Origin of the sequence: Paractinoplanes ovalisporus (assembly GCF_016834655.1) — a bacterium.
GTDB lineage: Bacteria > Actinomycetota > Actinomycetes > Mycobacteriales > Micromonosporaceae > Actinoplanes > Actinoplanes ovalisporus.
This window is the reverse complement of record NZ_JAENHP010000001.1, coordinates 985,754-1,011,970: the sequence shown is the minus strand read 5'-3', so window position 1 is coordinate 1,011,970 and position 26,217 is coordinate 985,754. Positions and strand designations below refer to the sequence as shown.

Sequence of the window (26,217 nt, the reverse complement as noted above, 5' to 3'; positions counted from 1 at the left end):
AGCAGTTGACCGTTTCTGATCATCGGTCGATGGGCCTGAAGGCAGGATGCATGCATACAATCGCTGACTCATGAGGCTGTCCGAGAAGTGAGGCTTCACCGTATTCAAGCGGTCTGAGCAGGCCAAATGTTTCGTCAGGGTGAACTATTGACGTGCCATGGATCACATGCGAATCTTCGATTGCGTACAACTGGCGCCGACAAAGAGGTGGCACGGTGGTCGATTCGCTTGGAGCCGGACGACGGCTCCGCCTATCCAAGGCAAGAAAACTCAGCGCGCTGATCGGGGTCGCCGGGCTGCTGCTCGCCGCGGGCGCATGTGGCGACGGTGAGGGTGACGGTGATCAGGCGGCGGGGCCGGTCAACGACGCGTACACGCAGCAGGCGGCCTCGCTGATCAAGTCCGGAACCAGCGGGATGCTCTATTTCGAGGGCGCCGAGAAGGACATCACCCTCGACAAGATCAAGGTCTACGAGGACTGGTCGGGCCCGACCCAGTCGGTCAAGCCGGCGGCCGGCGCGAAGATCAACGTGATCGTCTGCAGCATCGGCACCTCGTGCGAGGAGGTCGGCAAGAAGGTCCAGAGCATCGCCCAGGGCCTCGGCTGGACCGCCGAGATCCTGGACGGCCAGGGCAGTCCCGAGGGCTTCCAGAAGGCGTTCGCCACCGCGGCCGCCAACAAGCCGGACGCGGTCATCACCATCGCCATCCCCGAGAACCAGGTCGCCGACGGCGTTGCCGAGCTGCACAAGGCGAGCATCCCGGTGGTCGGCGTCTCGGCGGTCGACGAGGGTGGCGCGGTCGGTTTCGACGCCCACGTCTCCAGCCGCGAGACCTTCCAGTCGGTGCTCGAGGTGACCAAGGCGATCGCCGACTCCGGTGGCAAGGCCAAGGCCGTGTTCCTCTGGGACGTCGGCTACCCGCACCTGGTCGAAGCGCTCAACACGAGCAAGAAGGTGTTCGAGGGCTGCACCGGCTGTCAGCTGCTCGAGGTGCGCGAGCGCACGCTCAAGCAGGCGCTCGACCCGATCGAGATGCAGAACATCACGACGTCGCTGCTGCAGAAGTACGGCAACGACCTGCAGTACATCTTCACCCCGTACGGGAATGGGGTCGAGAGCATCACCGCCGCGCTGCAGGCCGCCGGACGCACCGACGTGAAGGTGATGAGCAAGAACGCCGAGCCCGAACGTCTGGCCGCCGTGGCCAAGGGCACCCAGTTCGCCGACTTCGGCGCGGTGCGCGGCTGGAACGCCTACGCCGCGGTCGACCAGGTGAACCGGTTGCTGGCCAAGCAGGAACCACTGCCGGACGCCGAGCAGGGCATCCCGGCCACCGTCTTCGACAAGTCGAACGCACCTCAGGACGGCAAAGTGAACTGGGACAGCTACGTGAACTACGCCGAGCGGTACACGCAGATGTGGAGCGCCGCCCAATGACGGCGCCGGTGCTCGAGGTGGCCGGGGTGTCCAAGTCGTACGGACGGGTCCGGGCGGTCACCGACGTCTCGTTCGAGGTCCAGCCCGGCGAGATCCTCGGCGTGGTGGGCGACAACGGCGCCGGCAAGTCGACGCTGATGAACATGGTCAGCGGCGCGGTCGCCCCGGACACCGGCGAACTCCGCATCGGCGGCGCCGCGCTCAGCCCGCACACCATCGGCCACGCCCGCGCCCAGGGCGTCGAGATGATCTATCAGGACCTCGGCCTGTCCGACAACCTGAGCATCGTCGAGAACGTCTTCCTGGGCCGGGAGTGGACGGCCGGCCCCCGCGGGTTGCCGGTGCTGCGCAAAAGAGCGATGCGTTCCCGTACGCGCGAGGTGCTGGAGACCCTGGGCATCGACCTGCACGACATGGACGTGCTCGTCGAGGGGCTGTCCGGCGGCCAACGGCAGATGGTCGCCATCGCCCGCGCGCTGGTGACCGAGAACGCGCCCCGCGTGATGGTGATGGACGAGCCCACCGCGGCCCTCGGCACCACCGAGTCGCAGGGCGTCAACGACCTCATCGTGCGGCTGCGCGACCGGGGCTACGCGGTGGTGGTCATCAGCCACCGCATCCCCGAGGTGCTCGACCTGGCCGACCGGCTGCTGGTGATGAAGGGCGGCCGCCGGGTCTATCACGGGCCGACCGAGACGCTGGACGTCGAGCGGTGCGTGCAGCTGATCGTTCAGGGGGACCGGGCATGACCCTCATGCAGGAGCGGGCCAAGGTGCGGCAGAGCGCCGACCGGTCCGCCGCCGGGCTCGGTGAGCGGCTGGTCGACGGGGTGGGCCGGTTCGGGCTGATCGGCCTGCTGGTCCTGGTGATCGCGCTGTTCTCGGCGCTCACCCCCGACACGTTCTTCACCACCACCAACTTTCGCCTGATCCTGGTCAACCAGACCGTCACCGTGCTCGTGGCGCTGGCCGCGACCATCCCGTTGCTGGCCCACTATCTCGACGCGTCGGTCGGTCCGATGCTCGGCCTGGCCCAGGGGCTGAGCGTGTGGCTGGTCGTCAACGGCATCCCGATCTGGCTCGCGATGATCCTCACGCTGCTCGCCGGCGTGGTCGTCGGGTTGCTGAACACCTTGCTGGTGCTCAAGTTCGGGATGACGTCGATCATCGCCACCCTCGCCTCGGGCAGCCTGCTGGTCGGCCTGCTCTATGCGATAACCGGCGGCCGGGTGCTGTTCGAGAACGTGCCCGAGGGCTTCACCACCATCGCCCGCGGCGACCTGTTCGGCATCCCGCTGCCGTTGCTCTACGTCGTGCTCATCGTGCTCGTGCTGGAGTTCCTGGTGGTGTGGACGCCGTTCGGGCAGCGGCTCTACGCGATGGACGGCAACCTGCGGGGCGCGGCGCGGGCCGGCATCAACATCAATTCCTACACCGTACGGGCGTTCGTGGGCGCCGCGGTTCTCGCGTCAGCCGCGGGCATCCTGCTCGCCTCGCGCATCGGTTCCGCCCAGCCCACTGTCGGTCAGCAGTTCCTGCTCCCGGCGTTCGCGGCCGCCTTCCTGGGTGCCGCGGTGCTGCGGCCGGGCCGGGTCAACGTGCTCGGCACGGTCGTAGCCGCCTACTTCGTCAGTTTCACCATCGCCGGCCTGCAGCACCTGGGCGCGCCGACCTGGATCGAGTTCATCTTCAACGGCCTGGCCGTCATCGCCGGTGTCTCGCTGGCCGCGTTCGCGGTGCGGCGCAGGCGGCAGCTCGCGGTGCGGCACGTCGAGCGCCTCGAGCACGCAACGGAGGGAAGCACAGCATGAAGGACGACTTCTTCGTCTTCGACAACGCCATCCACATGTACAAGCTGACCGAGGACAACGTCGACTTCCAGCACGGCGGCATCGAGCGGACCAACGCGCTGGTCGAGTACGCCAAGAAGTTCTCCGGACCGGGCTACCCGTACGACGACATCACCGGCCGCGAGCTGGCCGTCGAGGACGCGTACCGGCTGATGTTCGAGGAGTCGGACACCGACATCGCGATGGCCCAGACCGTGCCCAGCCACGGCGGCTGGAAGCTCGGCTTCTCGCCGGCCGAGAACAACTGGAAGCTCAAGGAGGCCTACCCCGACCGGGTGCTGTTCTGCGGTGGCGTCGACCCGATCACCCACGGCCACTACGGCGCCGTGAACGAGGCGATCCGCCAGATCAAGGAGTGGGGCGCGGTCAGTTTCAAGTTCTACCAGGCCCACTCGGGCGGGGTGCACTGGCAGATCGACGACCGGCAGGTGGCCTACCCGCTCTGGGAGGCGTGCCTGGAGAACGGCGTCAACAACGTGCAGTTCCACAAGGGACTCGCGTTCAACACCCAGCACATCAAGGACCTCGCCCCGTACGACCTGGAGCGCGCGGCCCAGGACTTCCCGGAGATGAACTTCATCGTCCACCACCTGGGCGAGCCGTTCATCAACGAGACCATCAACATCGCGGCCCGGTACGAGAACATCCACCTGGCCCTGACCGCCTGGATCAACCAGTACCCGGTCGCCCCGCGGGCCGCCCTGCACGCCATCGGCAAGTGCCTGCTGCACGTCGGGCCGGACCGGCTGCTCTGGGGTTCCGAGGCCTTCGTGTGGCCCAAGGTCCAGGCCTACATCGACCTGTTCGCCGGCATGGAGATGCCCGAGGACCTGCAGGACGGCTACGGCTATCCGCCGCTGACCGACGAGGTGAAACGCAAGATCTTCGGCGAGAACTTCGCGCGGCTCATGGGCATCGACATCGAGGTCAAGCTCAAGGAGCTCTACGGCAACGGCAAGAAGAAGGGCAAGAAGGCGGCGAAGAAGGCGGCCCGTCATGGCAAGTGAGCGCAAACGGCTCGCCAAGCGCGTCGACCAGGCCCTCGAGGGCAAGGTGCGCCAGCTCGTCGAGGCGCACGGCGGCGGCATCACCGTCGACGTCGACAACGAGGGCGACGCCCACATCACGTTCCACGGCCGGTGCGCGGCCTGCCCGTCGGCGCCGGTGACCATGGGCTCGCTGGTGCGGCCCACCCTGCTGAAGATCGAGGGGGTGCGCTCGGTGTCGCGCGACAGCACGGTCTCGCCGTACGCGGAGGCCCGGATTCTGAAGATGTTCGGCCTCGACGAGAGGGAGTGCTCGTGACCTCGGACTTCGCGGACGGCCCGCTCACCGGCGTCCGTGTGGTCGAGGCCGGCGTGCTGCTGGCCGGCCCGTTCTGCGCCCAGCTCCTCGGTGACTTCGGCGCCGAGGTGATCAAGGTGGAGGACCCGGCGGCCGGGGACCCGATGCGCCAGTGGGGCCGCGAACGCCCGTACGGGAAATCGCTCTGGTTCCCGGTCGTGGCCCGCAACAAGAAGTCGGTCACCTGCAATCTCCGCGTGCCCGAGGGCCAGGAGATGATGCGGGAGCTGTTACGCACCGCGGACGTCTTCGTCGAGAACTTCCGCCCGGGCACGCTCGAACGCTGGGGACTGGGCCCGGACGAGCTGCGCGAACTGAACCCGAAACTGGTCGTGGTGCGGGTGACCGCGTTCGGTCAGGACGGGCCCTACTCGGCCCGTGCCGGCTACGGCTCGATCGGTGAGGCCATGGGCGGGATCCGGTATGTCACCGGTGACCCGTCCACCCCGCCGAGCCGGATCGGGGTCAGTCTGGGCGACTCGCTGGCCGGCAACTTCGCGGCACTGGGCGCGATGATGGCGCTGCGGGTGGCCGAGCGCACCGGGCAGGGGCAGGTGGTCGACAGCGCCATCTACGAGTCGGTGCTGGCGATGATGGAGTCGCTGATCCCGGAGTACGCGATCGGTGGCTACACCCGCGAGCGGACCGGCTCGATCCTGCCGAACGTGGCCCCCAGCAACGCGTATCCGACTCAGGACGGCGGTGTGGTGCTGATCGCGGCCAACCAGGACACGGTGTTCCGCCGGCTGGCCGTCGTGATGGGCCGCTCAGAACTGGCCGAGGATCCGCGCTACGCCACCCACGCGGCCCGCGGCGAGAACCAGGTCGCGCTGGACGAGCTGATCGCCAAGTGGACCGAGAAGTTCGACCAGGGCCCGCTGCTGCAGATGCTGCACGACGCCGGGGTGCCGGCCGGCTCGGTCTACACGGCCAAGGAGATGCTCTCCGACGCCCATTTCGAGGCCCGCAACGCGATCGTCGAGCTCGAGCACCCCGAGTTCGGTGCGTTCCCGATGCACAACGTCGCCCCGCGCCTGTCGTCGACGCCGGGCCGGCTGCGCTGGGTCGGGCCGTCCCTGGGCGAGCACACGGACGACGTGCTGCGCCAGGTGCTCCACCTCGACGACGAACGAATCGCTTCGCTGCGCGCCGCGGGCGCCATCTAGGTTCTGGAGGAAAGGCAATGGGCAAGAACGGGAACGTCGTCAAGAAGCCGTCGATCTCGGCGCAGGCGGCGCGGGCGATGATCGACGCCGCCACGGCCAAGGCGACCGAGATGGGCTTCGCGGTCACTGTCGCCGTGGTCGACGAGAGCGGGGTCCTCAAGGCGTACGAGCGGATGGACGGCGCCGTGCACGTCAGCGTGCAACTGGCGCAGGACAAGGCGTTCACCGCGATCGGCTTCGGGCTCAGCACCGACGGCTGGTACGACTTCATCAAGGAGGACGGCCCGCTCGCCATGGGCGCCCCGCCCGCCATCGACCGGCTCGTCACGTTCGGCGGCGGCTACCCGGTCAAGGTCGACGACGTGGTGGTCGGCGGCATCGGCGTCAGCGGCGGCCACTACACGCAGGACATGGAGGTCGCCCAGGCGGGTCTGAAGGCGCTGAGTTGACCGTCATCGAGATCGTCGAGGTCGGCCCGCGTGACGGCCTGCAGAACCATTCGGTCGTCGTCGCCACGCCCGACAAGGTCGAGCTGGTGCGGCGGGCGGTGGCGGCCGGCACGTCCCGGGTCGAGGTCACGAGCTTCGTCAACCCGGCCCGGGTGCCGCAGCTGGCCGACGCGGCCCAGGTGCTCGACGGCGTCCGTTCCCTGGCCGGGCTGACCCGGATCGGGCTGGCGCTGAACACGCGCGGGCTCGACCGGGCCCTGGCCGCGCGCGTCGACGAGGTGAACTTCGTGGTGGTCGCGAGCGACACGTTCAGCGTGCGCAACCAGGGCATGCCTTACGAGGAGTCGCTGGCGCTGATCCGGACGCTGGTGCCACGCGTGCACGAGGCCGGGCTGCGCGCCTCGGTGACGGTCGGTGCGACGTTCGGGTGCCCGTTCGAGGGCGAGGTGCCGCTCGACCGGGTGCTGCGGATCGTCGAGCGCGTCGGTGAGGTGGACGAGGTGTCGCTGGCCGACACCATCGGGGTGGCCGTGCCGTCCGACGTGGACAAGGCGTTCACCCGGGTCCGCTCGGTCACCGGGGCGCCGCTGCGCTGCCACTTCCACAACACCCGCAACCTGGGCTCGGCCAACGTGCTGGCCGCGGTCGACGCCGGGGTGCGGGCGGTGGACGCCAGCGTGGGCGGCATCGGCGGCTGCCCGTTCGCGCCGAACGCCACCGGCAACGTCGCGACCGAGGACGTCGTCTATGCCCTGGAACGTTCCGGGCACACCACCGGCGTCTCGCCGTCCGCAGCCGCTGACAACGCCATCTGGCTCGGCGGAATCCTCGGCGAACAGGTGCCCGGACTACTGAGCCGCGCGGGAGGCTTTCCGCATGACTGAGATCGAGCTTTCCTCCCGGGACGGGGTCGCGACCATCACCCTGGCCGCGCCCCGCCGCCGCAACGCCCTCACCGTCGCCATGGCCCGTGAGCTCATCGATGCCGCGCACACGGCCGGGAACGACCCGGCCGTCGGCGCGGTGGTGGTGCGCGGATCGGGCGGCCACTTCTGTGCCGGCGCGCATCGGGACGTGCTGGCCGCGGCCGAGGAGGACCCGGTCGGATCGGGCCCGTACGAGGATCTGGGCACGCTCTACGAATCCTTCGCGACGGTCGGGAAGCTGGGCGTGCCGGTGGTGGCCGCGGTGCGGGGCTCGGCCGTCGGGGCGGGCGTCAACCTGTTGCTCGCGGCCGATGTGCGGGTGGTCGCCCGGGACGCGCGGATCCTGGCCGGCTTCACTGCGATCGGGTTGCACCCGGGCGGCGGGCATCTGCTGCTGGCCGCCACCGCCATGGGCCGTCAGGGAGCGGCGGCGCTCGCGCTGCTGGGCCAGGAACTCGACGGCGAGGCCGCCTTCCGGGCCGGGCTGGCCTGGGAGTGTGTGGACGACGACGAGGTCGACGAGCGTGCTCTTGCCCTGGCCGCGGGGGCCGGTCGTGACCCGGAACTGACCCGCCGGATCACGGCGTCGTTCCGCCGCACGGTGCCGCCCTCGGCCACCGAGTGGGAGGTCGCGCTCGAGGCCGAACGGGCGTCGCAGCTGTGGTCGCTGCGCAGGAGGGGTTCGCTTCGCGGGACGGGGGGCAGCACATGAACGGGCCGCTGCATGGGCTGCGGGTCCTCGACCTGACTGGAACGTTCTCGGGGCCGTACTGCACGCTGATGCTGGCCGACCTGGGCGCCGAGGTCATCAAGATCGAACCGCCGGGCGGGGACATCGCGCGGCACCTCGGGGCCACCCGCACGCCCGGGCTCGCGGCCATCTTCCTCAACATGAACCGCGGCAAGAAGAGCGTGGTCCTCGACCTCAAGACCGCCGAGGGCCGCGCGGCACTGCACCGGCTGCTGCCGACCGCGGACGTGCTGGTGCACAACATGCGTCCGCGTGCGGCCGAGCGGATCGGGCTGGCGTACGGCGATCTGGTCGAGCACCGCCCCGACCTCGTCTACTGCGCCATCCCCGGCTTCCGCAGCGACGGGCCGGACGCCGACCGGCCGGCCTACGACGACGTCATCCAGGGCGCCTCGGGCATGGCCGCGTTGCAGAGCATCAACCAGGAGCGGCCCTCGTACGTCACCACGCCGCTCGCCGACAAGCTGACCGGCCTGACGGCGGCCCTCGCGATCGTCGCCGCCGTGCGACACCGCGATGTCACCGGTGTCGGGCAGCGGGTCGAGGTGCCGATGCTGGAGACGACGGTCGCGTTCGCCCTGTGCGAGCAGCTGGACGGCTGGACGTTCGAGCCCCCGACCGGTCCGCCCCGCTATCCGCGCACCGCCGCGCCCAACCGCCGCCCGTACGAGACCGCCGACGGCCACCTGTGCGTGATGGTCTACACCGGCGAGCAGTGGGCCCGTTTCCTCACTCTGGCCGGGCGCGCGGACCTATTGCGGCACCCCGATTTCGACACCGTCGGCAAGCGGATCGCCAACGCGGACGCGCTCTACGCCGTCGTGGCCGAGGTGTTGCGGGAGCGGACCACCGCCGAGTGGCTGGCCGAGCTCGAACGCATCGACGTCCCCTGCGCGCCGCTCGCTTCCTATGCGGACATCCTCTCGGACCCGGCCCACACGGCGAGCGGATTCGTTTCGTACCACGACCATCCGGTGGCCGGGAAGCTGCGCTCGATCGGCTCGCCGATGCTGTTCTCGGCCTCCGAGGTCGCCGTCGACCGGCACGCGCCCACGCTGGGCGAGCACAACAACGAGGTGCTGGCATGACTTCCCGGCGGCACGCCGATGCTGGGCGGGCGCAGCAACGAGGTGCTGACATGACTTTCCGGCGGCACGCGCTGACGCTGGGCGGGCACGACGACGAGGTGCTGGCATGACTTTCCGGGCCGAGCGGCGCGGCACTTTCCGGGCCGAGCGGCGCGGCACTTTCCGGGCCGAGCGGCGCGGCGCTTTCCGGGCCGAAGTGCGCGACCAGATCGCCAAATGGCGGCGCGACGGGGTCTTCGAGCCGCGCTCGGACAGCTGGCTCACCGGTTATGACGAGGACTTCAGCCGGCGCCTCGGTGCGCGGGGCTGGATCGGGCTCACCTGGCGGGGGCGCGGTTTCGCCGACCGGTTCGTGCTCACCGAGGAGCTGCTGCGGGCCGGGGCGCCGGTGGCCGCGCACTGGATCGCCGACCGGCAGATCGGGCCGGCCATCGCCCGGCTCGGCTCGGCGGCGCTGAAACAGGCGTTGCTGCCCGGGATCGAGGCCGGCGACGTGCGGTTCTGTCTCGGCATGAGCGAGCCGGATGCGGGGTCGGACCTGGCTTCCGTACGCACGAGGGCCGTCCGCACCGACGGCGGCTGGCTCCTCGATGGGCAGAAGGTCTGGTCCAGTCATGCGCACCGGGCCACCCATGCGTACGTGCTGGCCCGCACCTCCACCGGGGAGCACAAGCACCGGGGCCTGACCGAGTTCGTGCTCGACATGTCGGCGCCCGGCGTGACCGCACGGCAGATCCCCGACATGCGCGGGCCCGGACACTTCTGCGAGGTGTTCTTCGACGGAGCGTTCGTGCCCGACTCGGCCGTGCTCGGCTCGGTCGGCGACGGGTGGGGGCAGGTGACCGGGCAGCTGGCCTTCGAGCGGGGCGGGCCCGAGCGGGTGCTGAGCACCTATCCGTTGCTGGCGCTCACGCTGGCCGCCGCCGGTCCGGCCGACGCCGGCCGGGTGGGGGAGCTGGTGGCCCGGCTGACCGCGTTGCGACGACTCGGGAAGCAGGTGGCCGCGCGGATGGACGCGGGGGAGGCGCCGATCGGGGCGGCGGCCACGCTGAAGATGCTCGGCAACCGGTTCGAGGTCGACGTGATCGAGGTGGCGCGGTCGGTGCCGGGCGTGCCGCGGGCTGCCATTGACGACGCTGTGCTGGCCGCGCCGGGCTTCTCGCTGCGCGGCGGGACCACCGAGGTGCTGGGCGTCGTGATCGCGCGCGAGGCGATGGGGGCGGTCGGATGAGCGTGCCCGAGGCTTCCGGGGTGCTGATCGCGCGCGCGGTTTTCAGAGTGCTGATCGCGCGCCTGGTTTCGGAGTGCCGAGAGCGCGCGTGGTTTTTCGGAGTGCCGATCGCGCACGAGGCTATGGGAGCTGCCGCATGAGCATGCCTGACGTTGAGGAAGCCGCGGTCAAGGTGCTCGGTGGGGCGGCCGACATGCGTGACGCCGCGCGGATCACGGCCGAGCAGGGATGGCATCTGCTCGGTGTGCCGGAGCCGGAGGGGGCCGGCGGGACGCTGGCCGACCTGACCGGTGTGGTGCGGGCGGTCTCGGCGGCCGGGCTGTCGTCGCCACTGCCCGAGCTGCACGCCCCGGTCGTCCTTTCCGTGCGCGGGCAACTGATCGCGCCGTGGGGACCGGCTTGGGAGAACGTGAATCTGGCCGGGGAGCCCTATGACATCGGTGACGCGCCGTCCTCGGGCGCGGTGCTGACGCGCTGGCGGATCCTGCACGCGGCCCGGTTGGTCGGCGGCTGCCAGGGCGCGGCCGCTCGCACGGCGGCCTACGCGGCGACCCGGGTGCAGTTCGGGCGGCCGATCGCCCGCTTCCAGGCGGTGTCCGCGCTCGTCGCCGAGGCCCACGCCCAGGCGGTGCTGGCCGCGGCCGGGCTCGAGGCGGCTCTGGCCGACCCCGAGGACGACCTGGTCGCGGTGGCCGCGCTGGCCACGGCGAGCCGGGCCGGAACAGCGGTGGCGCGGGTGGCCCATCAGGTGCACGGTGCCATCGGTGTCACGCAGGAGATGGGCCTGGAACGGCTGACGCGGCGCCTGTGGGCGTGGCGCGACCTGCCGGGCGAGGCGGAGCTGGAACCGTTGCTGGGGCTTCTCGGCGAGGAACGGGCATGGGATTTGGGGGCGGGCGATGAGTGACGGGCTGGCGGACAAGGTCGTGGTGGTCACCGGGGCCGGGTCGGGCATCGGGCTGGCCATCGCCACGGCGTTCGCGGGGGCGGGGGCCCGGCCGGTGCTGGCCGACCTCGACGTGACCGGGTGCGCGCACCTCGGGGCGGTGACGGTGAAGGCCGATCTCGGGACCTCGGCCGGTGTCGCCTCGGTCGTGGAGAGCGCGATGGCGGCGTACGGGGGAATCGACGTCCTCGTCAACAATGTGGCCCTCGCGCCGTACCGGGAAAGCTTTGAAAGCATTGACGATGCGGCGTGGCAGCGGACCTGGGACGTGAACGTGATGTCCTGCGTCCGGTTGTGCCGCGCGGTTGTTCCGGTGATGGTGGCGCGCGGCGGCGGAAGCGTGGTGACCGTCGGCTCGGAAGGGGCGCGGCACCCGAAGCCCTACCTGGTCGACTACGGAGTCAGCAAGGCGGCCCTGCTGAGCCTGGCCAAGGCGTTGTCGATCGAGTACGGCGACCGCAACGTCCGGGTGAACACGGTCGCGCCCGGCCCGACCCGCACCGCCACCATGGACGCCTTCCTGGCCGCGCTGGCCGAGGAACGGGAGATCGACGTGGCCGCGGCGGCCGATCACTTCGTGCGCGAGATGCGGCGGCTGCCGCTGGGCCGCATGAACGAGCCGGCCGACGTCGCCGAGGTGGTGCTGTTCCTGGCCGGGGAGCGCTCGCGGCAGGTGACCGGATCGGAGTACGCGGTCAACGCCGGCTCGACGGCCTCGATGTAGCTTGTTCACGGACGGGGGTGAGTGACATGGTGCGTGGCCGACAGGATGCCTACGAGTCGATCAAAAGCATGATCCTCGACGGCAGCTACGAGCCCGGGGCCAAGCTCTCGGAGGAGGAGCTGGCCGCGACCATCGGGGTGAGCCGAACCCCCGTGCGCGAGGCGCTGCGCCGTCTGCACGCCGAGGGGCTGGTCGACTGGGCGGCCAACCGGGGCGCCACGATGCCGGCCTGGAGCGACCAGGACCTGGAAGAGATCTTCGAGCTGCGGGCGCTGCTGGAGGGTTACGGCGCCGAGCTGGCGGCGGTGCGGATCAGCGCCGACGAGATCGCCCGGCTGCGCGAGCTGACGGCCGAGATGGAACGTCATGCGGCCTCGCAGGACCCCGACCGCGCCGACCGGATCGCGGTGCACAACGCCGAGTTCCACGCCATCATCCTCAGCGCGGGCCGCAACCGGCGGCTGAGCGCGCTGCTGGGGGCGGTGGTGCAGACGCCGTTGGTCAACCGCACGTTCCGCCGCTACGACGAGGCCGCGATGGCCCGCAGCATGTCGCACCACCGGGAGCTGATAGACGCCTTCGAGTCGGGAGACCGGGCGTGGGCCGGTTCGGTGATGCGGGCGCACATCCTGGCCGCCCGTTCGACGCTCGGCGCTGTCTGACCCGCGCTGTCCTGGGCTTTGAGCTCGCGGCACGCCGATGTGCGCTGCCTCTGGCGGCTGGCGTCCGATGTGCGCTGCCTCGTGCGGCTCGCGTCCGATGTGCGCTGCCTCGGGCGGCTGGCGTCCGATTTGCGTTGTCCGGGGCGGCTGGGAGGATGGCGGGATGGATCTCGACGCTGCGATCGCCTTTGTCTCGACCCACGCCCGCGTGCTCGAATGGCGGCGCCTCCGCCGCCTGCTGGGGGAGGGTTCGGCGGCCGAGGTCGTCGCCGCGCTGGACGGTTTCCGCAACGCCGACGGCGGCTACGGCTGGGCGTTGGAACCGGACCTGCGCTCCACGACCAGTCAGCCGGTGGCGGCCATGCACGCCTTGGAAGTGCTGGCCGAGACCGGCGACACCGATCGCGGCACCGAGTTGTGCGACTGGCTCGCCCGGCACAGCCTCGACGACGGCGGGATGCCGTTCGCGCTGCCCTACACCGACACGGCCGGCAGCGCGCGGCACTGGTCGGGCGCCGACCCGACGGCCTCGTCGTTGCAGATGACGACCCAGCTGGCGGCGCAGGCACACCGCCTCGGCCTGGCCGGGCACCCCTGGCTGACCGCCGCCACCGACTACTGCCTCGACGCGATCACCCGGATGCCCGCGGAACCGGCGGCGCACGAGCTGATGTTCACCATGCACTTCCTGGACGCCGTCGCCACGACCGATCCGCGCGCGGTCCCGCTGCTGGAGAAGGCCACTCAGCTCGTACGGGCGGACGGCCCGACCCCCGTGATCGGCGGGGCCGAGGGTGAGGTGTTGTATCCCCTCGACTTCACGCCCCACCCCGACGCGCCTTCGCGGGCCTGGTTCGACCGGAACGCGATCGCCGCCGACCATGAACGCCTCGCCGCCGGTCAGCAGGCCGACGGCGGATGGGCGGTCACCTTTACGGCCTTCAGTCCCGCGGCCGCGCTGGAGTGGCGGGGCTACGCGACGGTCCAGGCCGTCGCGACGCTGCGGGAGAACGCCGCCGCTTAGCTCGCTGTTTCCTTCGTCTCGCTCAGCCCGCGTGCGTCTCGGCGTGGGCTGTTTCTTTCGCGCTCAGCCGGCGTGCGTCTTGGCCCCGGCCACTTCCCGGATCGACTGGATCAGCGTGTCCGGGTCGACGCCCTTCTGTAGGAAGCCGCTGACCCCGGCCGAGAGCCCGGTCGCCACCAGGTCCCCGGTGAGGAAGGCGGTGTGCATGAGGATCCGCACGCCGGCCAGATGCGGATCGCTGGTGATCTGGCGGCTGGCCTCGACGCCGCTGAGCCCCGGCATGTGGTTGTCCATGAGAACGACGTCGACGGTCTCGGCCCGGCAGGCGGTGACAGCGCTCATGCCCGACGACGCCTCGGCCACCACTTCCAGGCCAGGCTCAGAGTCAATCATGAGGCGAAGCGCCTGCCGGACGAGCGGTTGATCGTCGGCGAGCAGCACTCGGATGGTCATGGGTATCGTTCCCTTCCTGACGAGCCCGCGTTACTGCATCAAGCGTCGCCAGCAAACCCCCACCCGAAATCGTCCAGACGCAGTCTCCGCCCTACTGCAAACGCGGTAGCCAGAGTCCGACATGCCGGGAATGTCACCACCGCAGCGCCGCAGACGCCGAGCCCGCGTCGTCCCCGCCAAGCTGCGAGCCGACGCCGGCCCGCGTCGTCTCGCTCCAGCGCGGAGCCGGCCGCGAGTCAGCCGCGTTTTCAAAACGCGCGGCGCGGTGACTTTCCTTGCGGCATCGGCCTCTCCGGAAGAGCCGAGGACGTAGGCAACGGCTACTTACGTCCGGTCTGGTCCCGGTAGACGCGCTCGGCGGCGAGGCGGGTCGGCTCGTCGAAGAGCACGAGCCGGACCAGCTCCACCGTGGTCGGCTCGGCGTGCAGCCCCGCCAGCGCCTGAGCCACGGCGTCGTCCTTGGGCCAGCGATAGACGCCCGACGAGATCAGCGGACAGGCCACCGACCGCGCCCCCAGCTCACCGGCGATCGCCAGCGACTTCGTGTAGCAGCTCCGCAACAGCGGCGAACGGTCCTCATCCGTGCTGAACACCGGCCCCACCGTGTGGATCACCCACTGGGCCGGCAGCCGCCCCGCCGTCGTCGCCACGGCCTGCCCGACCGCGAGCCCCTTGCCGTAGTGGCCGGCCCGCAGCGCACGGCACGCCTCGAGGATCTCGGGACCGCCCTTGCGGTGGATCGCCCCGTCGACACCCCCGCCGCCGAGCAGTGACGAGTTGGCCGCGTTGACGATGGCGTCCACCCGCTGGACGGTGATGTCGCCGGTGACAAGTTCGATGCGCACGGCCCTACCCTCTCAGGCCGGCCCGGATGGTGCGGGCCACGGGTGAGTCGCTGTTGGCGAACGGGGCCTCGATGTGGCCGTTCGCGGGGTAGATGCAGGGCTGGGCCAGGAACCGCGGACGGGTGCCGTGATGGGGCTGGGCGGCGTGGACCAGGAACGGGTGGCAGACGAACACGTCGCCCGCGCGGCCGGTGGCCAACGCGACCTCGCGGTGGGACGACGCCGCGTCCACCTCGGGCGAAAGGGTCTCGCCGGATGCGCCGCGGTCGCCGTAGCGGCTGAGGACCCGTGGGACGTCCATGTGTGAGCCGACGCGGATCCGGGTGGGGGCGTTGTCCTCGTCGACGTCGGTGAAGAGGTACAGCAACAGCAGGGCCCGGTGGCTCGACCGGACGTTGGTGAAGTACGAGGTCTCACCGGGCGGCGTGTAGGCCCCCTCGATGTGCCACCCGGTGTCGTCCGGCTCGTCGGAATGGGGGAACCGCAGCGGGAAACCACCCAGCCCGTTCCGCGGCTGCCAGCGGCCCGCGCCCACCACCGCGTCGATGGCGTTGTGGACCACCGGCATGTTCGCGGCCCGGGCGAAGGGCGGCTGGGACATGTTGCTCACCCAGTGGACGGGCCGGGTCCAGGTGCTCGGGTCGTCCGGTTCCGCGTCGATCGCCGCCCACAGCAGGCTCACGCACTCGTCGACCACGTCGGCGGGGACGGCCTCGTCGAGCTTCACGAAGCCGTCCCGCACGAACCGCTCGATCAGACGCTCATCCATGAGGGAAGCGTGGACGCCGGCTGCCGCGCCCACAACTCATATCGGCAGTCGCCGGGAATTGGAAGCGGCGGTCCACTCGGCGGACACCGTCCGCCGGATCACGGTGAAACCACCGGGGAGGATCTGCGCCCGTACGGTGGTGCCGGACACCGTTGTGTGTGCGCGTTGCACGCCGGTTGCGTCGTAGACCTCGACCGTTGCTGGGCCGCTGCCGGTGAGTGTGACCGTTGCTGTTTGGGGAATGCGGGCGGCGCTGCGGAGTAGAGCCGTGCCACCGATGACATAGCGGGACACCAGCGGCTCGAGCAGCACCGCGTCGACCACGGCAGGGCCGCCCGCGGCGGTGGCGACCAGGTCCGTACGGCCGGCGGGCAGTTCCGCCCCCAGGGTGACCGGCAGCAGCGCGCCCGGTGCGGGGGAAACGCCCTGTGGGCCGCCGCGATGCTTGACTGTGCCGAGTTCCCGGCCGCCCGAGGCCCACCTGGTGGTCGCGGCGCTGCCGGGCTGCAGGTCGACGATCGGCATCACCAGGCGGGGCTGGGTCGCCGCGGGCAAGGTGAAGCGGATGGTGCCGCCGGCGGGCAGCTGGACGTATTTTCCCTCGCTGTACTGTGATTCGCCGGTCCATGCGGACGACGGCGTCACCACCGTGGCGCCGCCGCCCATGACGCCGGCCTCGGCCTCGACCGTGGTTGAGCCGACCCGCTCGACGATGGCCGTGCCCCGGCGGGCGAGCGCGGCCACCTCCGGGTTGGCGTCCAGGGCCAGCATGCTCAGCAGGCCGTGGATCGTCGACTCGGCGCCCGCGTTGCGGTTGACGGTTCCGTCGGCCGCGATCCCGTCGACCGTGCGGCCCGTGGCGGGATCGTAAGCGGGGGCGCCGGCGGCGTTGGCGCCGAAATACCAGGATGCGACGATGCCGGCGAGGCGCTTGAAGCCTGAGCGCCCGGAGGCGGAGGCCACCGCGAGCAACGACTGCAATCGCGAGTCCACGCCGTACGCGATCTGGTTGCGATCGATGCGGGCGGGCAGACGGCCGTTGTCGGGGCCGCCCGACGTGAGCATCCACGGTGTGAAGGCGGCCGCGTCGGTCACGGCGGGACGCACCAGACGACTGTCGCCGAGCACCTGGCCGGCCCGGGCCAGCGCGGCCGGCATCTGGGACGCCCACGCGTGCCAGTCCGACAGCGACAGCGCCCACGGCAGCACGGCGCCGAAAGGCCACGTACGAGCGTCCCCGCCCGACATTTCAGAAATGCCCGAGGCGAACTGCCGCAACGCGCGCCGGGCCGTGCCGCCACCGCCCGACGATACGTACGCGGAAAGCCCCAACACAGCCTCAGCGGTAGCGTCCGACCCGTCCACGATCAACCAAGCGGGCACCCGCCGCCCGTCGACGATCTGATACGTCCCATAACGAGACAGCACGGCCGAGTCGAGCGCGGCAACAGCCAGGTCGAGCCGCTCCCGCAGAAAGCCCGCGAACACCCGGTCGGAGGAGGAAGGAGAGGAAGAGACGGAGGAGGCGGGGGAGGCGGAGACGAACGCGGCATACCCCTCACCCAGCGCCCACACCGCGCGGGCCAGCCAGTACGAAGGCCCGCTGTCCGAGGGATCCGGCAACTCCACCGGCACCGGCGACGGATTGAACGTCCCGTCCGGCTGCATCCAGAGCACAAAATTGCCCCGGTGCGGCCCGGAAAGCGTCTGGAAATAGGCGAGCCCGCGCAGCAGCGAAACGGCCGCGGCCCGAGAGGCGGTGGAACCGGTCTGCTTCCAGTGCCGCACATAGACCACGGCCGCCCGGGCGATGTCGTCGGAGTTGAACGCCCCCTGCCCGTACGTGTCGGTGGCCGGATCGTAGGGCCCGCCACCGATCCGCCGGAACGAACCGTCCGCGTCGGGCTCGGCGTAGGTCCACAGCACACCGATCGGCGCGGAACCGAAGCTGCTGTGCCCCTCCTGCGCCGGCGGCGTCACGGTGTCGCACAGGAAGTCGAGGTGGGCCGTGTTGGTCAGGCGGGCCGCGGCACTAGCCGGCGTGGACGTCAGAAATGGCGCCGTCAGGGCTAACCCGCTGCCCAGCAGTACGGATCTGCGCTTCATCGCGATCTCCCTCCGAAAGGCTGACTCGGTCCAGGCGGGCAACGCCGATCTTGCTGTCGGCCATGCCGTAGAAGACGTAGTGGACGCCGTCGATCTCCTCGATGGCGGTGGGGAAGACGACCTTGGGCACGACGCCCGACAACTCGTCCTCGGTCTCGGGGACAAAGATCGGTTCCGGCGTACGGGCGAGGACCCGCCCCGGGTCGGCCGGGTCGAGCAGCATCGCGCCCGCCGCGTACGTCACGTCCTGCCCGGTCGGATCCCAGCCGGACGGCACGTATCCGGTGACACCGTGGTGGATGAGCAGCCAGCCCTCGGGCACGCGCAGCGGGGGAGGGCCGCCCCCGATCTTGAGTTCCTCGAACGCGAACTCCGACATGGCCACGCACCGGTGGTCCTGCGGCCGCGTGAGAGCCCGCACGTCGGCCTCGACGGAAGCGGCCGGCACGTACGAGATCCAGATCCCGGCCCGCTCGTCGGTGATGCCCGCGGGCAGGTGTACGCCCTCGCCCGGCCGCAACCATCCCAGGTCCCACATGGGCCGGTGCAGCATCGCGTAACAGGGAGTGCCGTCGGGACCGGGAACCGGCGTCGGGAAGAACACCGCGTCCTTGTTGGGGAACAGGTTGAGGTCGGTGTCGAGGTCGGCCTGGTATTGGAACTGCACCGGCCCGAGGCGTTCCCACGTGTGCAGATCGGTGGAGACGGCCAGCGCCAGCTTGGGGCCGAGCGGACCGAAGGCCACGTACGTCATGAGGTGCAGGCCGAGGCTGGGCACCCACGTCGTACGGGGGTCCTCGACGCCCGCGTTGGACAGCCCGCGCTCCCAGCCCATGTCGGGGGCGAGGACCACGCCGCGGCGTTCCACTCCGACCGGCACGCCGTCGCGCAGGGAGACCTCGGCCAGGCCGACCCGCGAGACGTTGCCTTCGGCGACGAGCCGGGGGAGCAGGAACAGTCTTCCGTCGGGGGTGCGGCCGCTGGCCGGGTTGAGAACTCCTTCGGCTTCGAGGGGGTTGCCGGGTTCGGGCGCCATGACGACGCCGAGCCGGGTGAGGGTGTACGGAACCATGTCAGCCTTTCACGCCGGAGCCGAGGTCGGTGGAGGTGAAGTGCCGCTGGAAGGCGATGAACAGCGCCACCGCGGGGGCGGCCAGCACGCACGCGCCGGCCAGGATCGCGCCGAACGGGTTGGCCGCCCGCGACGCCACGTTGCTGATGTAGTTGGCCAGGGAGACGGCGAGGGGTTGCATGTCCGCGTCCTTGGTGATGAGGAACGGCCACAGGAACTCGTTCCACGGGCCGATGAACGTGAGCAGCACCGCGGTCAGCAGCGCCGGCCGCACCAGCGGCAGCGCGACCGACCGCAGGATCCGCAGTTCGCCCGCGCCGTCGAGCCGGGCCGCGGCGAACAGGTCGTCCGGCAGCTGCAGGAAGAACTGCCGGAAGACGAAGACCGCGGTCGTGTTGATGGCGAACGGCAGGATCATTCCCAGGTACGAATCGGCGAGCCCGTAACCGCGGACGATGAGCACATAGAGCGGCACCAGCAGCAGCTGGAACGGGATGACCTGAACCAGCAGCACGATGACGAACAGCGTGCCCCGGCCCCGGAACTGCAGGCGGGCCAGCGCGTAACCGGCCAGCACCCCGAACACGACCGTGCAGAGCAGAACGCCGCCGGTGAAGATGCCCGAGTTGACGAGCGAGCCGAGCAGGTCGACCCGCGAGTTGATGTCGGCGTAGTTGCCGAGCGTCAGCCCCGAGGTGGGGAAGGCGCCGCCGACCGAGGTGTCCGGTTCGGACTGCAGCGAGCCGATCAGCATGTAATAGAAGGGGAACAGGAACAGCAGCGCACCGGCGAAGAGGACGGCGTAGCGCACCACGGTGGGCCAGCGGGCCATGTCAGTCCCTCCGTTCGATGAAGCGCCAGTTGACGAACGCGACGATCAGCACGCCGATGACCAGCAGCACGCCCAGCGCGGCGGCGAAGTCGGGCTCGCCCTGCTGGATGCCGCGCTGATACATGAGCAGCACCGGCGAGGTGGACGCGCCGCTCGGGCCGCCGCCCCCGGTCAGCAGGTAGGGCTCGGTGAACAGGTTGGCCCCGGTGATCAGCGACAGGATCACCACGAGCGCGGTGGCCGGGCGTACGGCCGGGACCGTGACCGACCAGAATTTGCTCCACGCCCCGGCGCCGTCGACCGACGCCGACTCGTACAGCTCCTTGGGCACGTTCTGCAGCGCGGCCAGGTAGAGCAGGATGAAGAAGCCGAGCTGTTTCCAGGTCACGAAGACCGCGATGACCGGCATGGCCAGGCCCTCGTTGACCAGCCACGACGGGTCGGGCGCGAGCGGGCCGAGCACGGTGTTGACCAGTCCGTCCGAGTTGAACAGGAACAGCCACACGCCGACCACGGCCACGCTGGCGGTCACGTACGGAACGTAGAACGCGACCCGCAGGAACGTGCGGGCGTGGACCACGCGGTTGAGGGCGACCGCCAGCAGCAAGGCCAGCGCGGTGGTCAGCGGCACGTTGATGACGAGGAAGACGAGAATGTTGCCGAACGCCTGCCGGACGGCCGGGTCGGACAGCACCGCGGTGTAGTTGTCGAACCCGACGAACGGGTGGTCGACGATCGCGCCGGGTGCGGCGAAGAAGTAGTCCTGGAAGCTGATCCACAGCGAGAACCCGAGCGGATACGCGAAGACCACGGCGATGTAGACGGCGTAGGGGGCGGCCAGGATCATGCCCACCGGGTGGCGGCCGAAGAAGGCCGCCACTCGGTTACGCCGGACGCCGCCCTCGATCGGGGCGGTCGTCATCAGGACCCGCTGGCCAGCTGGTCGACCTTCGTGGCGGCACCCGAGAAGGCATCCGCCACCGGCTGCTTACCGAAGATCACCGATTCCGAGTACGCGTCGCGGAACGCCTGCCAGATGGCGACGGAGTTGGGCACGTTGGGCACCTCGACCGTACGGGCGGCCTGGTCGGCGAATTGCTTGTAGGCGGCGTTCTTGGCGAAGTAGTCGGGGTAGGCGGCGGGCAGGTCCTTGCGCAGCGGCATCTGACCGGTCGCGTCGAGCAGCTTGCCGTCCTCGTCCTGGCTGGTCGCGAACTTCAGCACCTCCCAGGCGGTGGCCCGGTTCTGGCAGGCCGAGTACATGGCCACGTTCTTGGCGTCGCTGAACGTCTTGATCTGCTCGGCCGGCTTGCCGGTGGAGGTCGGCACGGGCACCGCGCCCCACTTCACCTTGTCGCCGTAGACCGAGATCGCCCACGGGCCGACGATCGCCATGGCCGCCTTCTTGTCGGCGAACGAGTCGCCGTTGTACTGCTCCTTGGGCGCCAGGCCCTCGTCGTAGAGCGTCTTCCAGAATCCGGCCACCTTCTCGCCCTCGGGGCTGGTGAACTGGGCCTTCTTGTCGGCCACCAGCTGCTTGCCGTCGGTCTCGGCGGCGAACAGCGGATAGAAGTCGAACCAGGACTGGAAGAACTCGCTCGTCGGCGCCGGATAGATGGCGGCCGGCGCGGCACCGGAAGACTTGATCTTGCGGGCGGCGGTGAGGAATTCCTCGTACGTGGACAGGACCGGCTTCTCGGGGTCGAGCCCCGCCTTGGCAAAGATGTCCTTGTTGTAGAAGATCATGACCGGGTTCGACTTCCACGGCATCTGGTAGAACTTGCCGTCCGGCGACTTGTACTGCTCGGCCGTGTCGCCGGTGCGGTCGGCGATGTACTGCGCGGCGCCGTCGAACTCGTCCAGCGCGACCAGGCCGCCCTGCTTCTGGAACTGGGGGATCGCGGCCGGCGCGGTGTTGAAGATCAGGCAGGGCGCGTTGCCGGCCGTGATGGCGGCGCCGATGACCTCCTCCGAGCTCTTGCCGGCGGGGATCTCCTGCGCGGTGATCTTCTGGTCGGCGTGCTGGCCGTTCCACGCCTCGACCATGGCCTTGCCCCAGGCCAGCTCCTCCTGGTTGTTGGAGAGCCAGATCGTGATCGGACCGGAGGCCGCGTTGGCCTCGGAGGCATCGCCACCGCCGCTGCCGTCACAGCCGGCGGCGAGGGCGAGGGTTGCGGTGAGAAGGACTGCCGGGAGGGTGCGTTTCATCGGGACTCCGTTCGAACAGCTTCAAACTGCGGGGAGCGCGGGCGCGGTGGACGCCCTGACGACGAGTTGAGCGGGAGGGACCGGAACGTCGTCGACCGTTCCGCCCTCGATCGATGCGAGAAGCGCGTCGGCGGCCGCGCGGCCCCAGAGATAGGGGTCGGTGCGGACGGTGGTCAGGGGTGGGCTGACGTATGCCGCGAGAGCGGTGTTGTCAAACCCGGTGATCGACAGCTGACCTGGGACAACGACGCCCAGTTCGGACGCCACGGACAGTCCGGCGATCGCCATGAGGTCGTTGGCGTAGACGATTGCGGTGGGTTGGTGGGCCAGCAGTTCCCGAGTGGCCCGGGCGCCGCCGGCGGCCGAGAAGTCGGCTTCCACGATGTGGCCCGGGGGCAGGCCGGCGTCCGCCAGCGCCTGTGTGAACGCCTCCCGCCGGACCTGAGCGTGCAGGAACTGCGAGGGGCCGGCGACGTGGGCGATCCTCCGGTGGCCGAGTTCGACCAGGTGCCGTACGGCGGCGGCGATGCCCGGACGGTCGTCGACCAGCACCGCCGGGAAGCCGCTGGGCACATCCGGCCGCGCGATCGAAACGGCCGGCAGCCCCAGCTCCTCGAGCAGGGCGATACGCGGGTCGGCCACGCGCAGGTCGAGCAGGAACACCCCGTCGACCCGGCCGTCGGCGGCCAGGCGCCGGTAGCCGGCCTCCTCCTCGGCCTCCGGCACCACCTGCAGCACGAGCGCCTGACCGCGGTCGGACAGGGTGCGCTCGACGCCGGCGATGAAGGCCGGGAAGAACGGGTCGGCGCCGAGCAGCTCGGGCTCGCGGGCGAGGACCAGGCCGACGGCGAGGGCCCGCTTGACCGACAACGCGCGGGCCTGGTGGCTGGGGGTCCAGCCGAGGTCGCGGGCGGCGTCGAGGATGCGCTGCCGGGTCTCCTCGGCCACGCCGGGACGGCCGTTCAACGCGAACGACACGGTCCCTTTGGAAACGCCGGCGGCGCGCGCGACGTCGACGATTGTCGGTCGGTCCGACCTGGTCATGCCGCCTCCCGCCGTTTACTAAACCGGTTTGATTCATCGGCTCGTAACGGAACCTAAACCGGTTTGAAAGAACGCACAACCGGAGGGCGGAAGATGGATGTTCGGCCGAGGGTAAATATCCGAAATACGCCGAAGGCCGCCCGAATTGTCGGGCGGCCTTCTCGGATTCTCAGCGGGTCAGCGGTCGTCTCCCGGCGACCCGACCGCGACCGGATCGGTCTCCGCCGCCGTGCGAGCGGCCGCCTCGTCGCGCTTGTTGGCGATCAGGCTGGTGATCGTGACGGTGATCAGGGTGACCGCGATGACGCCCAGCGAGGCCAGGGTCGGCACCTCGGGCAGGCTCGTCCAGATGCCGTGGGCCCAGTGCAGCACCAGCTTCACGCCGATGAAGGCCAGGATGATGGCCAGGCCGTAGTCGAGGTGGCGCAGCTTGTCGAGCACGTTGCGCAGCACGAAGTAGAGCGCGCGCAGACCCATCAGGGCGAACGCGTTGGTGGCGAACACCAGGTAGGGGTCTTCGGTCACGCCGTAGACGGCCGGCACCGAGTCGACGGCGAACACGATGTCGGTCATGAACACCGCCACCACGACGACCGCGAGTGGGGTCAGGGCCCGCTTGCCGGCCTGGCGGATCACCATCTTGGCGCCGTGGTACTCCTTCGTCACCGGGAAGAACCGGCGGATCACCCGTACGCTGCGCATCTGATCGACGTCGATGGTGTGGCTCTCGTCGCGCATCGCGTCGCGCAGCACCTTCACCGCGGTCAGCAGCAGCGCGGCCCCGAACAGCAGGAACGCCCAGGTGCCGGCCTGCAGCACGGCGGCCCCGAGCGCGATGAAGACGCCCCGCAGCACCAGGGCGCCGGCGATGCCGTAGAGCAGTACCCGCTGGGAGAGCGCCGACGGCACCGCGAACGCCGTGAGCAGCAGCATGAAGACGAACAGGTTGTCGACCGACAGCGACTTCTCCACCACGAAGCCGGTGTAGAACTCGATGGCCGGCCGGCTGCCGTACACCCACCACAGGAACAGGCCGAACAGGGCCGGGAGCGTGAGGTAGAAGACGGACCAGCCGACCGCCTCCCGCATCGGCACGTCGTGCGGTTTGCGGGTGACCACGAAGTCGGCCACGAGCAGGCCGATCAGCACCGCGATGCTGATCGTCCACAGCAGGGGGGAGCCGATGGTCTGGAGCGGGGCGGCCAGGGTCACTTCGGCCATATGGGGGACCTCCTCGGACATGGTTGATCGTCCGAGGTCTCCCTCACCCGCGATGCCGCTGCGGGCGAACGCACGGGGGCATCCGAGATGCCCGTGATGACCGCAACGCTCTTTGTGAGGTACTCCCCTCGCCGCGAACCCTAGCAGGCTCCGGTTGCGGAAAGCCTGGGGCCGGACCCGTCAGTGGCAGGTCCACCTCAGGGGGCGGTTGACCACGCCCTCGGTCCGGTCGGTGTCGGTGGTGTAGCCGACCGCCACCTTGCCGTCCGCGCTGAAGCCCGTGACCTCGTACTCCTTCAAATTCCGGTATCGGGGCAGGTCGACGATCTTCGATCCGGCCACGATCACCGGCGAGTAGCCCTCTGTGACTCCCAGCACCCGGCCGTTCTCGGCGCCGAGAGCCGGTGGACCCATGTTCACGGGCATCCGCTCGTACTTGTTGGCGGCGATGTCGTATTTGAACGAGGTGAACTCCCGGGCCGACCCGGCCCGCCCGTTCTTGACGCCGGTGTCCTGCCCGGCCCGGCCGTAGACCCAGCCGTCGCTGATGGATTCGGGCCAGAAGAAGTCGTTGCCGGGCGGCACCGGCAACAAGCTGACGGTGCCGTCGGGCCGCCAGAGGTAACCGGCCAGCCGGCCGACCTTGCGGTAGATCCGACCGGCGACCGTGCCGTCCTCGTCGATCACCGTGGCGTCCCCGCCGATGTACCCGTCCGGGAGCGGCAGCTTCTCGGGCCGGGCGGTCGCCGACGCCCAGCGGGCCGGGACGCCGTCGAAGAACGGCGCGCCCAGGGTGCCGACGATGACACCCTTGTCGTTGACCGCGGCCGCCGCCGCCCGGCCGCCGGCCAGTTGCTTCACGGTGCCCCGGTCGGTGGCGTACGCCCGCTGCTCCTCGCCCTCGAAGCTGGTGCCGACGGCCAGACCGGCCGAGTTGATGTCGTCGTAGGAGGCGTCGGCCCCGGGCATCGACGGCGTGGACTGCAGCACGCCGTCCTTCCAGAAGACCGTCCGGACGTCGTCGCCGGGATAGATGCGGCCGGCTTGGTAGCGTCCGCTGGGGTCGCTGGCCGTGATCAGGGCTTTCTTGATCCCGCCGGTGGGCAGCAGCGCCACCGCGCAGCCGGTCGGCACCGGCACGGCGGCCTTCGACGCCACCGGGGCCTTCGAAGCCGCCGGTGGGATCAAAGGGGGCGGGGACGGCGTCTCACGGAGAGCCAATGCGCCGCCGGTGGCCGCCACGGCCGTCACCGCCGCCACCGCCACGCCGCCCGACCACTGCCGGGTCCGGCGGCGGCGTTTTCCGTCGGTGATGGTGCGGGCCAGGTCGACGGTCGAGGGGGCGGGTGGCTCGTCGGGCAGCGTCCGCAGGATCCGGACCGCGCGATCGTCCTCGCTCATATCGGTGCTCTCCTGTGTCATCGCGGGTCCTGAGATCTCGGCGACGGTGTCATCGCAAATTTCGGGCTTTTCGGCATCGGGTTCACCGGGGGTCGGCGACGGTGGCGGTCTCGTCGAAGATCTGGCGCAGCCGGTCCAGTGCGACCGATGTCTGGCTCTTCACGGTTCCCTCGGAGCAGCCCAGGTAGTGGGCGACGTCGCGCACCGGCTGGTCGCAGAGGAAGCGCAGCACCACGACGGCCCGCTGCCGGGGCGGCAGGCTCATCAGCGCCTGGCGCACCACCGACTGCTCCTCGGCCGGGACCGTCTGCGGGCGGGCCGCCGCCCGCTCGGGCAGCCAGTCCAGCAGCGCGACCTTCCACCAGCCGCGCCGGCGTTCGTCCAGGAAGACCCGGACCAGCACGGTATGGACGTACGCGTCGAGGTTGTCCACCTCGCCGATCCGATGCCACCGGGTGTAGAGCTTGGTCAGCGTCTCCTGCACGATGTCGTCGGCCGCGTGCGGGTCACCGCAGAGCAGATAGGCCGCACGCCGGAGCCCGGCCACCCGGCCCTCCACGAAGGCCAGATAATCGCCGTCCGATCGTTTCGGCATCCCGCTCCGTTCCCCGTCACCGTCACCGTCACCGCGTATCCGACGGGAATCCGGCCGCGATCGGTTGGGTCC

The 26,217-nt window shown here is 70.2% G+C and carries 27 protein-coding genes; 15 read left to right on the top strand and 12 right to left on the bottom strand.

Going from position 1 to position 26,217, the window contains the following annotated elements:
* Positions 1 to 215 precede the first annotated feature (215 nt).
* The 15 genes from JIG36_RS04590 to JIG36_RS04520 all read left to right on the top strand — a co-directional run bounded on the left by JIG36_RS04590 (position 216) and on the right by JIG36_RS04520 (position 13,599).
* A complete protein-coding gene (locus JIG36_RS04590) occupies positions 216 to 1,439 on the top strand; it encodes a substrate-binding domain-containing protein (protein WP_203374690.1) in 1,224 nt (407 codons plus the stop codon).
* Positions 1,436 to 2,188, top strand: a complete 753-nt coding sequence (locus tag JIG36_RS04585) for an ATP-binding cassette domain-containing protein (protein ID WP_203374689.1) — start codon at positions 1,436 to 1,438, stop codon at positions 2,186 to 2,188. Before JIG36_RS04590 ends, JIG36_RS04585 begins: the two co-directional genes overlap by 4 nt.
* On the top strand, positions 2,185 to 3,249 hold the full coding sequence (locus tag JIG36_RS04580; RefSeq protein ID WP_203374688.1) for an ABC transporter permease: 1,065 nt from the start codon (positions 2,185 to 2,187) through the stop codon (positions 3,247 to 3,249). The genes JIG36_RS04585 and JIG36_RS04580 overlap by 4 nt, the downstream gene beginning before the upstream one ends.
* The gene (locus JIG36_RS04575) at positions 3,246 to 4,295 is read left to right on the top strand and encodes an amidohydrolase family protein (RefSeq protein ID WP_203374687.1); all 1,050 of its coding nucleotides are present in this window, start codon (positions 3,246 to 3,248) and stop codon (positions 4,293 to 4,295) included. The genes JIG36_RS04580 and JIG36_RS04575 overlap by 4 nt, the downstream gene beginning before the upstream one ends.
* Positions 4,285 to 4,593, top strand: coding sequence for a NifU family protein (locus JIG36_RS04570; RefSeq protein ID WP_203374686.1), 309 nt, complete (start codon positions 4,285 to 4,287; stop codon positions 4,591 to 4,593). Before JIG36_RS04575 ends, JIG36_RS04570 begins: the two co-directional genes overlap by 11 nt.
* Positions 4,590 to 5,798 (top strand): CaiB/BaiF CoA transferase family protein, encoded by a 1,209-nt coding sequence (locus JIG36_RS04565; RefSeq protein ID WP_203374685.1) that lies wholly within the window; start codon positions 4,590 to 4,592, stop codon positions 5,796 to 5,798. Before JIG36_RS04570 ends, JIG36_RS04565 begins: the two co-directional genes overlap by 4 nt.
* Before the next feature lie 17 nt (positions 5,799 to 5,815).
* Entirely contained in the window at positions 5,816 to 6,247 is a 432-nt protein-coding gene (locus tag JIG36_RS04560; RefSeq protein WP_203374684.1) for a GlcG/HbpS family heme-binding protein, read from the top strand.
* Complete coding sequence (locus JIG36_RS04555; RefSeq protein WP_236045516.1) at positions 6,244 to 7,131, top strand: hydroxymethylglutaryl-CoA lyase; 888 nt, start codon at positions 6,244 to 6,246, stop codon at positions 7,129 to 7,131. The genes JIG36_RS04560 and JIG36_RS04555 overlap by 4 nt, the downstream gene beginning before the upstream one ends.
* Entirely contained in the window at positions 7,124 to 7,885 is a 762-nt protein-coding gene (locus tag JIG36_RS04550; RefSeq protein ID WP_203374683.1) for an enoyl-CoA hydratase-related protein, read from the top strand. The genes JIG36_RS04555 and JIG36_RS04550 overlap by 8 nt, the downstream gene beginning before the upstream one ends.
* A complete protein-coding gene (locus tag JIG36_RS04545) occupies positions 7,882 to 9,012 on the top strand; it encodes a CaiB/BaiF CoA transferase family protein (protein ID WP_203374682.1) in 1,131 nt (376 codons plus the stop codon). Before JIG36_RS04550 ends, JIG36_RS04545 begins: the two co-directional genes overlap by 4 nt.
* Positions 9,013 to 9,118: 106 nt before the next feature.
* Entirely contained in the window at positions 9,119 to 10,243 is a 1,125-nt protein-coding gene (locus JIG36_RS04540) for an acyl-CoA dehydrogenase family protein (protein ID WP_203374681.1), read from the top strand.
* 136 nt (positions 10,244 to 10,379) lie between these two features.
* Positions 10,380 to 11,150, top strand: coding sequence for an acyl-CoA dehydrogenase family protein (locus JIG36_RS04535; RefSeq protein WP_203374680.1), 771 nt, complete (start codon positions 10,380 to 10,382; stop codon positions 11,148 to 11,150).
* Positions 11,143 to 11,913, top strand: a complete 771-nt coding sequence (locus tag JIG36_RS04530; RefSeq protein ID WP_236045515.1) for an SDR family NAD(P)-dependent oxidoreductase — start codon at positions 11,143 to 11,145, stop codon at positions 11,911 to 11,913. The genes JIG36_RS04535 and JIG36_RS04530 overlap by 8 nt, the downstream gene beginning before the upstream one ends.
* A gap of 26 nt (positions 11,914 to 11,939) precedes the next feature.
* Positions 11,940 to 12,575, top strand: a complete 636-nt coding sequence (locus tag JIG36_RS04525) for a GntR family transcriptional regulator (RefSeq protein ID WP_203374679.1) — start codon at positions 11,940 to 11,942, stop codon at positions 12,573 to 12,575.
* A gap of 163 nt (positions 12,576 to 12,738) precedes the next feature.
* Positions 12,739 to 13,599, top strand: a complete 861-nt coding sequence (locus JIG36_RS04520; protein ID WP_203374678.1) for a hypothetical protein — start codon at positions 12,739 to 12,741, stop codon at positions 13,597 to 13,599.
* Between the two features lie 63 nt (positions 13,600 to 13,662).
* Here JIG36_RS04520 and JIG36_RS04515 read toward each other — a convergent pair whose 3' ends face one another.
* From JIG36_RS04515 to JIG36_RS04460, 12 genes are all read right to left on the bottom strand, one after another.
* Positions 13,663 to 14,052, bottom strand: a complete 390-nt coding sequence (locus JIG36_RS04515; RefSeq protein ID WP_203374677.1) for a response regulator — start codon at positions 14,050 to 14,052, stop codon at positions 13,663 to 13,665.
* 320 nt (positions 14,053 to 14,372) lie between these two features.
* A complete protein-coding gene (locus JIG36_RS04510) occupies positions 14,373 to 14,897 on the bottom strand; it encodes an O-acetyl-ADP-ribose deacetylase (RefSeq protein WP_203374676.1) in 525 nt (174 codons plus the stop codon).
* Positions 14,898 to 14,901: 4 nt separating this feature from the next.
* Entirely contained in the window at positions 14,902 to 15,666 is a 765-nt protein-coding gene (locus JIG36_RS04505) for a phytanoyl-CoA dioxygenase family protein (protein ID WP_203374675.1), read from the bottom strand.
* A gap of 36 nt (positions 15,667 to 15,702) precedes the next feature.
* Positions 15,703 to 17,772: a hypothetical protein gene (locus JIG36_RS04500; protein WP_203374674.1), complete on the bottom strand. Its 2,070-nt coding sequence runs from the start codon at positions 17,770 to 17,772 to the stop codon at positions 15,703 to 15,705.
* Entirely contained in the window at positions 17,699 to 18,844 is a 1,146-nt protein-coding gene (locus JIG36_RS04495) for a glycoside hydrolase family 130 protein (protein ID WP_203374673.1), read from the bottom strand. The genes JIG36_RS04500 and JIG36_RS04495 overlap by 74 nt, the downstream gene beginning before the upstream one ends.
* A 1-nt stretch (position 18,845) precedes the next feature.
* Entirely contained in the window at positions 18,846 to 19,676 is an 831-nt protein-coding gene (locus tag JIG36_RS04490; RefSeq protein WP_203374672.1) for a carbohydrate ABC transporter permease, read from the bottom strand.
* 1 nt (position 19,677) lies between these two features.
* Positions 19,678 to 20,598: a carbohydrate ABC transporter permease gene (locus tag JIG36_RS04485; RefSeq protein WP_203374671.1), complete on the bottom strand. Its 921-nt coding sequence runs from the start codon at positions 20,596 to 20,598 to the stop codon at positions 19,678 to 19,680.
* Positions 20,598 to 21,884: an extracellular solute-binding protein gene (locus JIG36_RS04480; RefSeq protein WP_203374670.1), complete on the bottom strand. Its 1,287-nt coding sequence runs from the start codon at positions 21,882 to 21,884 to the stop codon at positions 20,598 to 20,600. Before JIG36_RS04480 ends, JIG36_RS04485 begins: the two co-directional genes overlap by 1 nt.
* 21 nt (positions 21,885 to 21,905) lie before the next feature.
* Complete coding sequence (locus JIG36_RS04475; RefSeq protein ID WP_203374669.1) at positions 21,906 to 22,928, bottom strand: LacI family DNA-binding transcriptional regulator; 1,023 nt, start codon at positions 22,926 to 22,928, stop codon at positions 21,906 to 21,908.
* 177 nt (positions 22,929 to 23,105) lie between these two features.
* Positions 23,106 to 24,149: a TerC/Alx family metal homeostasis membrane protein gene (locus JIG36_RS04470; protein WP_203375018.1), complete on the bottom strand. Its 1,044-nt coding sequence runs from the start codon at positions 24,147 to 24,149 to the stop codon at positions 23,106 to 23,108.
* 180 nt (positions 24,150 to 24,329) lie between these two features.
* Entirely contained in the window at positions 24,330 to 25,550 is a 1,221-nt protein-coding gene (locus JIG36_RS04465) for a hypothetical protein (protein WP_203374668.1), read from the bottom strand.
* An 82-nt stretch (positions 25,551 to 25,632) separates the two neighbouring features.
* Positions 25,633 to 26,145 carry a SigE family RNA polymerase sigma factor gene (locus tag JIG36_RS04460; RefSeq protein ID WP_203374667.1) on the bottom strand — a complete coding sequence of 171 codons (513 nt, stop codon included), beginning with the start codon at positions 26,143 to 26,145 and terminating at the stop codon, positions 25,633 to 25,635.
* Positions 26,146 to 26,217: the final 72 nt, after the last annotated feature.

What these genes read in the sequence shown, in the direction of transcription:
- JIG36_RS04530 (WP_236045515.1), top strand. Translation starts at nt 11,143, where the DNA reads ATGAGTGACGGGCTGGCGGACAAGGTCGTGGTGGTCACCGGGGCCGGG.
- JIG36_RS04515 (WP_203374677.1), bottom strand. Translation starts at nt 14,052, where the DNA reads ATGACCATCCGAGTGCTGCTCGCCGACGATCAACCGCTCGTCCGGCAG.
- JIG36_RS04495 (WP_203374673.1), bottom strand. Translation starts at nt 18,844, where the DNA reads ATGGTTCCGTACACCCTCACCCGGCTCGGCGTCGTCATGGCGCCCGAA.
- JIG36_RS04585 (WP_203374689.1), top strand. Translation starts at nt 1,436, where the DNA reads ATGACGGCGCCGGTGCTCGAGGTGGCCGGGGTGTCCAAGTCGTACGGA.
- JIG36_RS04520 (WP_203374678.1), top strand. Translation starts at nt 12,739, where the DNA reads ATGGATCTCGACGCTGCGATCGCCTTTGTCTCGACCCACGCCCGCGTG.
- JIG36_RS04500 (WP_203374674.1), bottom strand. Translation starts at nt 17,772, where the DNA reads ATGAAGCGCAGATCCGTACTGCTGGGCAGCGGGTTAGCCCTGACGGCG.
- JIG36_RS04480 (WP_203374670.1), bottom strand. Translation starts at nt 21,884, where the DNA reads ATGAAACGCACCCTCCCGGCAGTCCTTCTCACCGCAACCCTCGCCCTC.
- JIG36_RS04540 (WP_203374681.1), top strand. Translation starts at nt 9,119, where the DNA reads ATGACTTTCCGGGCCGAGCGGCGCGGCACTTTCCGGGCCGAGCGGCGC.
- JIG36_RS04475 (WP_203374669.1), bottom strand. Translation starts at nt 22,928, where the DNA reads ATGACCAGGTCGGACCGACCGACAATCGTCGACGTCGCGCGCGCCGCC.
- JIG36_RS04545 (WP_203374682.1), top strand. Translation starts at nt 7,882, where the DNA reads ATGAACGGGCCGCTGCATGGGCTGCGGGTCCTCGACCTGACTGGAACG.
- JIG36_RS04575 (WP_203374687.1), top strand. Translation starts at nt 3,246, where the DNA reads ATGAAGGACGACTTCTTCGTCTTCGACAACGCCATCCACATGTACAAG.
- JIG36_RS04535 (WP_203374680.1), top strand. Translation starts at nt 10,380, where the DNA reads ATGAGCATGCCTGACGTTGAGGAAGCCGCGGTCAAGGTGCTCGGTGGG.
- JIG36_RS04570 (WP_203374686.1), top strand. Translation starts at nt 4,285, where the DNA reads ATGGCAAGTGAGCGCAAACGGCTCGCCAAGCGCGTCGACCAGGCCCTC.
- JIG36_RS04470 (WP_203375018.1), bottom strand. Translation starts at nt 24,149, where the DNA reads ATGGCCGAAGTGACCCTGGCCGCCCCGCTCCAGACCATCGGCTCCCCC.
- JIG36_RS04505 (WP_203374675.1), bottom strand. Translation starts at nt 15,666, where the DNA reads ATGGATGAGCGTCTGATCGAGCGGTTCGTGCGGGACGGCTTCGTGAAG.
- JIG36_RS04550 (WP_203374683.1), top strand. Translation starts at nt 7,124, where the DNA reads ATGACTGAGATCGAGCTTTCCTCCCGGGACGGGGTCGCGACCATCACC.
- JIG36_RS04560 (WP_203374684.1), top strand. Translation starts at nt 5,816, where the DNA reads ATGGGCAAGAACGGGAACGTCGTCAAGAAGCCGTCGATCTCGGCGCAG.
- JIG36_RS04490 (WP_203374672.1), bottom strand. Translation starts at nt 19,676, where the DNA reads ATGGCCCGCTGGCCCACCGTGGTGCGCTACGCCGTCCTCTTCGCCGGT.
- JIG36_RS04525 (WP_203374679.1), top strand. Translation starts at nt 11,940, where the DNA reads ATGGTGCGTGGCCGACAGGATGCCTACGAGTCGATCAAAAGCATGATC.
- JIG36_RS04460 (WP_203374667.1), bottom strand. Translation starts at nt 26,145, where the DNA reads ATGCCGAAACGATCGGACGGCGATTATCTGGCCTTCGTGGAGGGCCGG.
- JIG36_RS04485 (WP_203374671.1), bottom strand. Translation starts at nt 20,598, where the DNA reads ATGACGACCGCCCCGATCGAGGGCGGCGTCCGGCGTAACCGAGTGGCG.
- JIG36_RS04465 (WP_203374668.1), bottom strand. Translation starts at nt 25,550, where the DNA reads ATGAGCGAGGACGATCGCGCGGTCCGGATCCTGCGGACGCTGCCCGAC.
- JIG36_RS04580 (WP_203374688.1), top strand. Translation starts at nt 2,185, where the DNA reads ATGACCCTCATGCAGGAGCGGGCCAAGGTGCGGCAGAGCGCCGACCGG.